The sequence below is a fragment of the Roseomonas sp. FDAARGOS_362 genome (assembly GCF_002754815.1).
GTDB classification, from domain to species: domain Bacteria; phylum Pseudomonadota; class Alphaproteobacteria; order Acetobacterales; family Acetobacteraceae; genus Roseomonas; species Roseomonas mucosa.
In genome coordinates this window covers 518,039-528,804 of the sequence record NZ_CP024588.1, presented here as the reverse complement: position 1 = coordinate 528,804, position 10,766 = coordinate 518,039, and the positions used below count along the sequence as shown (strand labels likewise).

General features: G+C 71.0%; 10 protein-coding genes. 2 read left to right on the top strand and 8 right to left on the bottom strand.

Annotation, left to right across the window (positions count from 1 at the left end):
• Nucleotide 1 precedes the first annotated feature (1 nt).
• Nucleotides 2-778: a sensor domain-containing diguanylate cyclase gene (locus tag CTJ15_RS07220; protein WP_304528198.1), complete on the bottom strand. Its 777-nt coding sequence runs from the start codon at nucleotides 776-778 to the stop codon at nucleotides 2-4.
• A 45-nt stretch (nucleotides 779-823) separates the two neighbouring features.
• Nucleotides 824-1,273, bottom strand: coding sequence for a PAS-domain containing protein (locus tag CTJ15_RS07215; RefSeq protein ID WP_099781395.1), 450 nt, complete (start codon nucleotides 1,271-1,273; stop codon nucleotides 824-826).
• Between the two features lie 327 nt (nucleotides 1,274-1,600).
• On the opposite strand from CTJ15_RS07215, the gene CTJ15_RS07210 reads away from it, so the two are divergent.
• Nucleotides 1,601-2,362, top strand: a complete 762-nt coding sequence (locus tag CTJ15_RS07210; RefSeq protein ID WP_075822293.1) for an SHOCT domain-containing protein — start codon at nucleotides 1,601-1,603, stop codon at nucleotides 2,360-2,362.
• Between the two features lie 46 nt (nucleotides 2,363-2,408).
• On the opposite strand, the gene CTJ15_RS07205 is transcribed toward CTJ15_RS07210, so the two are convergent.
• The 3 genes from CTJ15_RS07205 to CTJ15_RS07195 all read right to left on the bottom strand — a co-directional run bounded on the left by CTJ15_RS07205 (nucleotide 2,409) and on the right by CTJ15_RS07195 (nucleotide 7,571).
• Nucleotides 2,409-4,058, bottom strand: a complete 1,650-nt coding sequence (locus tag CTJ15_RS07205) for a hydantoinase B/oxoprolinase family protein (protein ID WP_226946069.1) — start codon at nucleotides 4,056-4,058, stop codon at nucleotides 2,409-2,411.
• Nucleotides 4,058-6,148 carry a hydantoinase/oxoprolinase family protein gene (locus CTJ15_RS07200; RefSeq protein ID WP_075822292.1) on the bottom strand — a complete coding sequence of 697 codons (2,091 nt, stop codon included), beginning with the start codon at nucleotides 6,146-6,148 and terminating at the stop codon, nucleotides 4,058-4,060. Before CTJ15_RS07200 ends, CTJ15_RS07205 begins: the two co-directional genes overlap by 1 nt.
• Before the next feature lie 346 nt (nucleotides 6,149-6,494).
• Nucleotides 6,495-7,571: an NAD-dependent succinate-semialdehyde dehydrogenase gene (locus CTJ15_RS07195; protein WP_099781394.1), complete on the bottom strand. Its 1,077-nt coding sequence runs from the start codon at nucleotides 7,569-7,571 to the stop codon at nucleotides 6,495-6,497.
• A gap of 72 nt (nucleotides 7,572-7,643) precedes the next feature.
• Between CTJ15_RS07195 and CTJ15_RS07190 the strand changes: the two genes are divergently transcribed.
• Entirely contained in the window at nucleotides 7,644-8,462 is an 819-nt protein-coding gene (locus CTJ15_RS07190; protein WP_099780842.1) for an IS5 family transposase, read from the top strand.
• On the opposite strand, the gene CTJ15_RS07185 is transcribed toward CTJ15_RS07190, so the two are convergent.
• The 3 genes from CTJ15_RS07185 to CTJ15_RS07175 all read right to left on the bottom strand — a co-directional run bounded on the left by CTJ15_RS07185 (nucleotide 8,410) and on the right by CTJ15_RS07175 (nucleotide 10,661).
• On the bottom strand, nucleotides 8,410-8,778 hold the full coding sequence (locus CTJ15_RS07185) for an aldehyde dehydrogenase family protein (RefSeq protein ID WP_099781393.1): 369 nt from the start codon (nucleotides 8,776-8,778) through the stop codon (nucleotides 8,410-8,412). The two genes, CTJ15_RS07190 and CTJ15_RS07185, sit on opposite strands and share 53 nt — an antisense overlap.
• Nucleotides 8,779-8,972: 194 nt before the next feature.
• Nucleotides 8,973-9,713, bottom strand: a complete 741-nt coding sequence (locus CTJ15_RS07180) for an SDR family NAD(P)-dependent oxidoreductase (RefSeq protein ID WP_019460080.1) — start codon at nucleotides 9,711-9,713, stop codon at nucleotides 8,973-8,975.
• Between the two features lie 123 nt (nucleotides 9,714-9,836).
• Nucleotides 9,837-10,661, bottom strand: coding sequence for a lysozyme inhibitor LprI family protein (locus CTJ15_RS07175; protein ID WP_075822291.1), 825 nt, complete (start codon nucleotides 10,659-10,661; stop codon nucleotides 9,837-9,839).
• Nucleotides 10,662-10,766 lie beyond the last annotated feature (105 nt).

Below are 10,766 nucleotides of genomic sequence, written 5' to 3'. Positions count from 1 at the left end.
TTCAGGCCGCGAGGATCACGCGGTTCCGGCCGGCGCGCTTGGCGCGGTACAGCGCGTCGTCGGCCTCCCGGATCAGCCGCCCCGCATCCTCCACGCCGCCGGGGGCCGGGGTCAGCGAGGCGGCGCCGATGCTGACCGTCACCGGCTGGCTGGCATTGAAGTCATGCGTGTGGTCGCCTTCGATAGCCAGGCGGATCGCCTCGGCCACCACGCGCGCGCCTTCGGCATCGGTGCCCGGCAGGATGGCGGCGAATTCCTCTCCGCCGAAGCGGGCGGCCAGGTCTCCGGGGCGGCGGATGCCCCGGTCGATGTAGCGCGCCACCATCCGCAGGCAGGTATCCCCGGTGGGGTGGCCGAAGCGGTCGTTGATCCGCTTGAAGTGGTCGATGTCGATCAGCAGCAGGGACAGCGGCTGCCGGTTCCGGCCGCCGCGCCGGGCCTCCTCCTCCAGCACCGCCTCGAAATGCCCGCGATTGGCGATGCCGGTCAGCCCGTCGGTGACCGCCATGGTCGCGATGCGCTCATAGGCTTCCTGCAGCTCGCGCTGCTGGCGCTTCAGCGTGGTGATGTCGGCATGGCTGACATAGCCCGTACCGTCCTCCATGCGCCGCTCGATCACGCGGCGCCAGCGGTCCCCCGGCAGCTCCACCTCGAAGGGGGCGCCGGCGAAGCGCGCATTGTCGAGGAAGGCATCGAGCGCCGCATCGGCCTGCCCCTCCCAGAGGAGTTGCAGGACCTCCCGGAAGGTGCGGCCGATGGCGACCTCCTTGGAGGGCAGGTCGTAGAGCTCGACGAATTCCTGGTTGGCGTCGGTGATCCGGCCCTACCGGTCCAGCACCGTCGCGCCATCCGCCAGGTGCGCGAAGGGATCGACCGGCATCCTGGACTCACTCGCCGGCAGGGCCTCCGCCAACGCCTTCCAGACCCGCACGCGCCCACCCTGCGGCAAGGGAAGGGAGGAGACCAGCAGCCGGCGCCCGCGATGCTCGAAGCTGAAGGGGCGAGTCTGGGTGCGGTGGCGCGCGATGCCGGCCGCGACGAATTCCGGCAGGCGGTCGTGTTCCGGGCCGCTGAGCCGGGCGGCGTAGAAGCGCTCCAGGTTGCTGGCGTAGGGCTCCCCGACATGCACGTGGCCGTCATGCTCGGGGAAGAAGCGCAGGAAGGTCCGGTTCCAGAGCAGGGTCCGGTCCTCGGCATCGAAGAGGCAGAGCGCCAGCCCCTGGCTGTCGAGGATCTGGCCGATGACGCCGATGGTTTCCAATCCGTCAGGCATGGCTTCCGCAAGGGGCGGATCAATCTGACCAGCCACGGCGTGTTGGCGGATATCGTGTTTCAAACAACGTTCCACGAAAGCACCAGCCTTCCCCACCCCTATAGTTGCATTTCATACGGCATATGCAACTTTTTAACAGCGGCTTTCCCGCATGACTGCTCCCTGCACAGATTTCAGGTCAGGTGGTGACAGGGGTTTCGTGACGAAGTCGGCCCCATGACGTTGAAGCCGTGGGTGACAGCGAGCGGCACGGGGCGGGATGCTCCTTTCTTCCTGGCCTTTCTCCGGGGCCGCGGCGCACCGGTGGCGGTCCAAGAAGGAAGCAGGATGAGCGACAGCACGAAGACCGGCCCGGCCTTTCTGGACATGCTGGCGCGGCGGCATGGCTTCAGCAACGAGGCCGCGTGGGAAGCCTACCATGCGCTCCGTGCGGGCAAGGGGCGGCAGGCGCAGTTCAGCCATCCAGAGCTGGGCGGCATGGGCCAGTGGGCCGGCGACGGCATGGTCATGATCGGCGACATGTTCAACGGCGCGCTCAAGATCAGGGTCGATGCGCTGCTCGGCGACCTGTCGGCCCGGATGCGGGACATGCCGGCGGAGGACCAGCCGGAGGCTGCCTTGCCGGAACGGGCCGGCCGGAGCTGGTGGCCGGAGGGCCTCGGCACGCCCGCCACCAGCGGGGCGCAGAACGGGCAGCGCTATGCCTGGTTTCCCGAGGCGCGGCGGCTGGCCATCGAGACGGCGGGGACCGTCACCCTCTATGACACGGGGGAGCACAGGATCGGCGGCGTGTCCCAGTCGCAATCGGGGTCCGGGCCGGGCCAGCTCCGCTTCAGCAGCCAGCATGGCGAGCTGCGCCTGTCGGAGCTGCCGCTGGCCGATGGAACGGACGGCGCCTCCACCCTGCCGGAACCGGCGGCCGGGCACGGGGCCGCGGGGCACGGGGCCGCCCTGCCCGGCACGCCGGAAGCGGCGGGCACGGGCGAGCCCCTTTCCGCCCTGGAAAGGCTGGGCAGGCTCTACCAGCAGGGCCTGCTGACCGAGGAGGAGTTCCGGGACAGCAAGGCTTCGCTGCTGCGCCGCCTCTGACGGAAACAGGCGCGGGCCAGGGATCGGGTCTCCCCGGCCCGCCGCCTCAGCGGCGCGTCACCAGCCCGTCGGCGATGTCGCGCTCCGCCAGCGCCGGGTCGCGCGCCGCCGGGTCGCCCATGCCGCCGCCGCCCGGCAGCTTCAGCAGCAGGCGCCGCCCGGCCGGGATGACCTGGTAGCCCTTGGGCCGCAGCAGCGTGCCGTCATCCAGGCCGACCCAGCCCGGCGCGCCGTCCTCGCCGCCGTCGCGGCCCTTCGGTGCGTTCTCGACCCGGTCGAAGATGGCGTTCACGGCGAATTCCGCCTCGCCCTTCGTGCCGATCTCCATGATCTGGCCCATGCCGCCCCGGGTGCGGCCGGCGCCGCCGGAATCCGGGCGCAGCTCCTTCCGCCAGAAGATCACCGGGGCGACGTTCTCGGTCGCCTCCACCGGCATGGTCCGCACGCCGGAGGGGAAGGCGATGCCGTCCAGCCCGTCCCGCGCCGGGCGCGCGCCGGTGCCGCCGGAGTTGAAGGTGATGATCTCGAAATCCGGCTGGGCGGCGTTCTGCCCGCTCACCTCGGAGCCGCCGCGCAGAGGGGGGTTCCACAGCGCCGAGGCGCCTTCCGCCGTCACCCGGTCCGGCACGGCCTGGTGCAGGCAGCCCATCATCAGGTCGGGCAGGAGCTGGCCGATGATGTGGCGGACCGCCACCGGATAGGGGCGCGGCGCGTTCAGGATGCAGCCCTCCGGGATCACCATGCGGAAGGGCAGCAGGCTGGCCCAGTTGTTCGGGATCTCCGGCGCCACGACGCATTTGATGCCGAAGCAGGCATAGGCGCGGCAATAGGCGGCCGGGACGTTGATGGCACGCCCCGAGAGTCCCGATGTGCCCTCGTAGTCCACCTCGATATGGTCGCCCGCGACGGTCATCGCCGCGCGCAGCTCGACCGGCGCCTCGTAGCCGTCGGAACGGATCGATGCGCGGTAGGTGCCCTGCGGCAGCTTCGCGATCTCCGCCACCGTGGCGCGCAGGCTGCTGTCGAAGATGAAGGCGGCGAGCTCGTCCACGCCCTCCATGCCGAACTCGTCCATCATCTCGACGAGGCGCCGCACGCCGGCGTCGTTGCAGGCGCAGAGGGAGTAGACGTCGCCCTCCAGCTCCGCCGGGGTGCGGGTGCCGGCGCGCAGGATGTCGAAGAAGGTCTCGTTCGCCACGCCCCGGTCGAAGCACTTCACGATGGGGATGTAGATCCCCTCCTCGAAGACCGAGCGCGCCTCCGGCCCCATGCCGCGCCCGCCGACATCGATGACATGCGCGGTGTTGGCGAAGAGGCCGACGATCTTCCCGCGGCGGAAGGCGGGCGTCACGACCGTCAGGTCGTGCAGGTGCCCGGTGCCCAGCCAGGGATCGTTGGTGATGTAGTGGTCGCCCTCCCGCATGGTTTCGACCGGGAATTTCGCGAGGAAATGCCCGACGCTCTCCATCATGGAGTTCACGTGCCCCGGCGTGCCGGTGACGGCCTGGGCCAGCATGCGGCCCTGCAGGTCGAAGATGCCGGCGGACAGGTCGCCCGCCTCCCGCACCGTGGTGCTGAAGGCGGTGCGGATCATGGTCTGCGCCTGCTCCTCCACCACGGCGATCAGGCGGTTCCACTGGATCTGCCGCTGGATCGCGGCGAGCGGGTTCGCCGCGACGTTCTGCATGTCGTCCATCACGCGACCTCCCGGTTCAGTTCCAGATAGCCCAGCCCGTCCATGGCGCAGCTCCAGCCCGGGCCGACCAGGGTGCTCGTTTCCGCCTCGGCGACGATGCAGGGGCCCTGCACCACCGCGCCGGGTGGGAAGCCGGCGCGGTCATAGACCTGCCAGTCCGCGACCTCGCCCGTCACCGTGTCGCGCACCCGCTGCGTCCGCACCGGCGCGGGGGCCGGCGCGGCCTCGGCCCGGGCGGCCGGGGCGGGCTTGTCCGTGAGGGTGGCGACGGTCAGCGCGAAGCTCAGGATCTCCACATCCGAGCCCGGCACCGGCCGGTCGTAGAAGCGGGCGTATTCGCTGTCATAGGCGGCGCGGATCGCGGCGATGTCCGCCTCCGCCAGAGCGCCTGCCGGGAGTTGCACGGCGATCTCGTGCCCCTGGCCGACATAGCGCATATAGGCGATGCGCTTCTCCTCGGTCGGGCGGCCGAAGGCGCCCGGGGCGACCATGGCGCTGGCCTCGCGCGACATCTCCTCCAGTAGCGCGTTCACCGCGGCGAGGTTGAAGGTGGCGAAGCGCTGGTAGAGCGAGCGCACCACCTCGTAGCCCACCGGCGCGCGCAGGAAGCCGATGGCCGAGCCGACGCCGGCGCCCGAGGGCACCAGCATCCGGCGGATGCCGATCTTTTCCGCGACGCGGTAGCCATGCACGGGCCCGCCGCCGCCGAAGGCGATCATGGCGCAGCCGTCGAAGCTCGTGCCCGCCTCGATGGCATGGACGCGGGCCGCGTTGGCCATGTTCTCGTCCACCATCTCGATCACGCCCAGCGCCGCCATTTCCGGGGAAAGGTTGAGCGGGCCCGCCACATGCGCCTCCAGCGCCGCCGCCGACTTCTGCGGATGCAGGGTCAGGTTGCCGCCCGCGAAGGTCGCGGGGTCGTAGCGGCCGAGCATCAGGTTGCTGTCCGTCACCGCCGGCCTCTCGCCGCCGCGCCCGTAGCAGGCCGGGCCCGGATCGGCGCCCGCGCTTTCCGGGCCGACCTGGATCAGGCCGAGGCTGTCGATGCCGGCGAGCGAGCCGCCGCCGGCGCCGATCTCCACCATCTCCAGCACGGGAATGCGCAGCGGCAGGCCGGAGCCCTTCTTGAAGCGGCCGACGCGCGCCACCTCGAAGCTGCGGCTGGCATGGGGCGCGTAGTCCTCGATCAGGCAGACCTTTGCCGTGGTGCCGCCCATGTCGAAGGAGAGCACCTTCGGCAGTCCGCGCTGCCGCGCCACATGGGCGGAGAAGATCGCCCCGCCTGCCGGGCCGGATTCCACCAGCCGGATCGGGAAGCGCGAGGCCGTCTCGAAGGTGGTGAGGCCGCCGCCCGAGAGCATCATGAAGAGCGGCGCGTCCAGCCCCATCTCCCGCAGGCCGACCTGAAGGCGGGCGAGATAGCGCGCCATCAGCGGCTGCACATAGGCATTGGCGACGGTGGTGGAGAAGCGCTCCCATTCCCGCATCTCCGGGCTGACCTCGGAGGAGAGCGAAATGGAGAGTTCCGGCCAGAGGTCGCGCACGACCGCGGCGGCGCGGCGCTCATGCTCCGGGTTGACGAAGCTGTGCAGGAAGCCGATCGCCAGCGCCTCGACGCCCTGTTCCCGCATCGCCGCGACCTGGGCGCGCACCGCATCCTCGTCGAGCGGCAGCAACACCTGGCCGCGATGGTCCAGCCGCTCCGGCACCGGCAGGCGCAGGCGGCGCGGCACCAGTGGCTCCGGCAGGGCGATGTTCAGGTCGTACTGGTCGTAGCGGCTCTCGTTGCCGAGGGCGAGCACGTCGCGGAAGCCCTCGGTGGTCAGCAGGGCGGTCCTGGCGCCCTTGCGCTCGATCACCGCATTGGTGGCGAGCGTCGTGCCATGCACCAGCAGCGACACATCCGACGCGGCGAGCCCGGCCTTCTCCAGCACCAGCGCCACGCCTTCCAGCAGCCCCTTCTCCGGCGCGGAGGGGGTGGTCAGGACCTTGGCCGTCCAGCGCTCCGTGCCGGCTTCCGTGACCCGCTCCACCGCGAGGTCGGTGAAGGTGCCGCCGATATCGGCAGCGAGACGGATATCGGCGCTCATCGGCCCGGGTCCATCGGGGAAAGGGGTTGCGGCGCAAAGAGGCGCTGCGGCATCGACATCACTCCACGGTTCAGGCCGCGCCCGGGGCAAGGGAAAAGGCGAACACAGTCAGCCCCGGCGCATGGATCGGCTCCGGTCCAGCAAGGAACATGCCGGGGGTCCGCCGATCCTGCTTCCCCGATCCTGCCCCCGGGTGGCGGGCGCGAAAAGCCTCGCGCCACCGCCACCGGGCCACCGGCCCGCGATCCGGCCCCTGGGCTGGCGTCCATCCGGGCGGCAAGGCGTCCGTGGAATGCGGCACCGGACGGGCCGCCCCTCCTTCGGGGACCGGCGCCGCCCGGAACGTTCAGGCGATCGAGACCGCCTTGATGTTCACGAACTCCCGGATGCCGAAATGCGAGAGCTCGCGGCCATAGCCGCTCTCCTTGACGCCGCCGAAGGGCAGGCGTGGGTCGGAGACCACGGGCTGGTTGACGAAGGCCGCGCCGCATTCCAGCGCCTCCGCCGCGATGCGCTCGCCGCGCGCCAGGTCCCGGGTGAAGACGCCGCCGCCCAGGCCGAAGGCGGAGGCATTGGCCACGGCGATGGCCTCCGCCTCGTCCCGTACCCCGATCACCGAGGCGACGGGGCCGAAGATCTCCTCGTCATGCGCCGGCATGCCCGGCCTGAGGTCGGTGAGGACCGTGGCGGGGTAGAAGGCGCCCTCCCCCTCCGGCACCTCCCCGCCCAGCAGCAGCCGCGCGCCCTGCTCGACGCTCTGCCGCACCTGCCCGTGCAGATCGTCGCGCAGGTCCCGCCGCGCGATGGGGCCGTATTCGGTGTCCCTGTCGAAGGGGTCGCCGAAGCGGCCGGCCTTCATCGCCGCCACCAGCAGCGCCTCGAAACGCTCGCGCACCGGCTCCACGACGATGAAGCGCTTGGCGGCGATGCAGCTCTGGCCGGAATTGATCAGCCGCCCCTTGGCGCAGGCCGTGGCCGCCGCCTCCAGGTCGGCATCCTCCAGGATCAGGTAGGCGTCGCTGCCGCCCAGCTCCAGCACCGTCTTCTTCAGCACCGAGCCCGCCTTGGCGGCGACCTTGCGCCCGGCGGGGCCGCTGCCGGTCAGCGTCACGGCGCGCACCAGCGGGTTCTCGATCACCGCATCCACCGCGTCGCTGCCGATCAGCAGGGTGCGGAACAGGTCGCGCGGGAAGCCCGCATCGCGGAAGACCTCCTCGATCGCCAGGGCGCAGCCGGGCACGTTGGAGGCATGTTTCAGCACCCCGGCATTGCCCGCCATCAGCCCCGGCGCGGCGAAGCGGAAGACCTGCCAGAAGGGATAGTTCCAGGGCATCACAGCCAGCACGACGCCGAGCGGGTTGAAGGCGACGAAGCTCCTGCGGGATTCCGTGGGCGCGTCCTCGCGGCTGAGAACCCGTTTCATAACGGCTGAGGCGGGGTGAGCGGCGGGAGTTCTGCGCGTTCGGAGGGTGTCTGACGTCCTTCGAGGTGGCCCATGTGGACCCCTGCCGCCCGCGCGCAGCTTGCGCGCGGCTCCCAGCCTTATGCAACGTGCCTAACCGATGCCGAGTGGGCCCTGGTCGAGCCCTTCTTGCCAAGCCCTGCAAAGACCGGACGACCCCGGTCCTGGCCGATGCGGCGGGTGGTCGATGCGATCCTCTACGTGCTCCGTACCGGCTGCGCCTGGGCGCATCTGCCCCGCGACTTCCCGCCGCCCGGGACCGTGCACCGTTGGTTCCTGCGCCTCTCGCGCCGGGGCACCTTCGAGCGACTGGCGCACGCCCTCATCATGGCCGACCGCGAGCGGGTCGGCCGAGAGGCCTCACCGACAGCGGCGGTGTTGGACGCCCAATCCGTCCGCTCGGGCGGTGTCGGCGTGAAAGGTGTCCGCGGCTACGATGCCGGGAAGAAGGTGACGGGCCGCAAGCGCCACGCCCTGGTGGACACGGACGGTAGGCTCCTGCTCGCCGCCATCTCGCCCGCCTGCCTGCATGACAGCCGAGGGGGTGCGGCCCTCCTGGCCATGTCGCGCCGCCCTTGGCCGTTCCTGGCCCGCTGCTTCGCCGACCGCGCCTACGCCGGTCCGCGGGTCGCCCGAGCCTCCCCCGTCGCCGTTACCATCATCGGCAGCGCACCCGGCCAGAAAGGCTTCGCCGTGCAACCCAGGCGCTGGGTGGTGGAGAGGTCCTTCGCTTGGTTCGGCCGCTGCCGACGCCTCGCTCGCGATCCCGAGGCCACCGTCGGTTCCGCCGTCGCCTTCTTCACCCTCGCCGCCGCCATGATCCTCGTCCGGCGTCTGGCTCAGCCGTTATGAAACGGGGTCTGAGGAAGCGTTCCGCGTTCTCCGCATAGAAGTCGCAGGCCGTGGCGCATTTGCGGGCCTCGGCCTCGCCCGCCGCCACCGGCTTGCCCATTTCCATGGCCATCAGGCGGCCGAACTCCGTGGCCCGGTCGCGCAGGACGGCACCCGCCCGCCGCATCGGCGCCGCACGCTCCGCGAAGGACGTCCGGCGCCAGCCGAGGAAGGCCCGCTGCGCCGCCTCCACGGCCTCCGCCGCCTGGGCGGGGGTCAGGGCCTCGTATTCCTTGACGGTCCGGCCATTCACCGGATTCACCGACGCGATCGCCATGCTGGGAGCCTCCTCTGTGCTCGGACGGAGCCGGACAGGATGCCGCGGCGTGGTCCCCGGCAGCGGGGAACGGCACCGCCCGGAGGCTTATCTAGGCGGGCGGCGCGGCGGATCGGCTTGGGTGACGGGCTCGTGATGCGGGTGGCGCGGGCCCGGCATTCCCAGCCCTCCCTCCCGGTCCTCGCCCGGCAAGGTCACACGTGCTGGCCGCCGTTGATGTGGATCTCCGCCCCGTTGATGTAGGAGGAGGCCTGGGAGCAGAGGAAGAGGATGGTCTCCGCCACCTCCCGCGCCTCACCCAGGCGCCGCATCGGGATCTGCTCCTCGACGATCTTCTCCGTGCCGGGGGAGAGGATGCTGGTGCGGATCTCGCCCGGGGCGATGGCGTTCACGCGGATGCCATGGGCGCCGAACTCATGCGCCATCTCCCGCGTCAGGGCGTTCAGCGCCGCCTTGGAGCAGGCATAGGCGGGCCCCGCGAAGGGATGCACGCGCGAGCCGACGATGGAGGTGACGTTGACGATGTTGCCGCCCGCCGCGTGCAGCTCCTCGAACAGCCCGCGCGCCAGCAGGGCGATGGAGAAGAGGTTGACGTTGAAGACCGCGTTCCAGGCGGCATAGTCCGTTTGCAACACTCCCAGGCGCCCGCCATCGGACCCCTTGGGAGAGATGCCCGCGTTGTTCACCAGCGCATGCAGCCTGCCGTCCGGCAGGCGCTGCTTCACCAGGGCGATCAGCTCCCCTACCTGCACCGGATCGGAGAGATCGGCCTGGAGATGGCTTTCCCGTGCCTCGGGCCAGCGGCACTCCTCGGAGAAGGGCTGCCGCGACACGGTAAGGATGCGCCAGCCTTCCTCCTGGAAGCGCTTGACCGTGGCATGGCCGATGCCGCGGCTGGCGCCCGTCAGCAGCATGGTCTTGCGGGTGGTGGACATGCGGGGGACCCTCGGTGCGGCGCACCATCTTCTAGAACATTTCGGGCCCCTTGGCTCCTGCCGCGATGGCCCTGGCGACCCCGGCCCGCAGCTTTCGCCACAGCGGCGGGCGCCCGGCGGCGCCTAGCGCCGGGACGGAACGCGCCGGGCCGGGCGGTCACAGCCGATTCGCATACTGGTTTCCGGCCCCATGGTGGCCGGCGCGTTGCCTTGCCGCGAGTTCGGCGGAAACACCAGCGTTCCATAGAGCACGGCACCCTGGCCCGCCATGCTTTCGCAGCGTGCGCCCTCCTCCGTGGCGACAGCATAGGCCCCCTCGGCCGTCCGCCGGATCGTCACCGCGCAATGTTCCACCGGGTCGCGGGACCGCATGCCCGATTCGAAACGCCAGCTGGCATCCGGGCTCAAGGCCCCCGGAGAGGCGGCCGGCCTGGCGAGACCCTCCACGGAGAAGTTGCTGCCCCGACTGGTCCAGGAGGACAGGACGAAGTTCAGGCCGCCTCCCGCAGCGCGCCGGACGAGAAGCATGTCGGAGCTCTCTCCAGGGCCGAAATTGCAGTACTTCCCGTCACCCGCGACACCGGCGGGCGCGGCGGGCGCGGCGGGCGCCGGGCTTGCCTCCCTTGCCTCCGGGATCGCGGACAGCGTCGCGACCCGTTGCTCATAGGCGGTCCTGAGACAGGACTCCGTGCGGCAGCGGTTGCGCTCGGCCAGCCATTCGCGTTGTCCGGCCCGCAATTCCGGCACGCCGCCCCCGCCGGCGGCGCGGAAGGCGGCCGCCATCTCCTCGTCGAGGCTTGAGAGCCCGCTGTCGCGGCAGATCATCCGTTCCACGGCAGAGCCTGCCTTGGCACAGTCGAAACTGGCGGCCTTCGCCTTTGGGGATGGCAGGGCGGAAAGGACGAGGCACAGCAGCGGCAGCAGGAGGCGGAGGAACGCAGGGGCCATGATCGGATCTCCCGGAATGTGGTCCCGGTGCCGCCACGTGGCGGCACCGGGCCTGCCCGGAAGCTAGGGCATCCCGGCCGCTGATGCGGTGACCGAAAGCAGGCC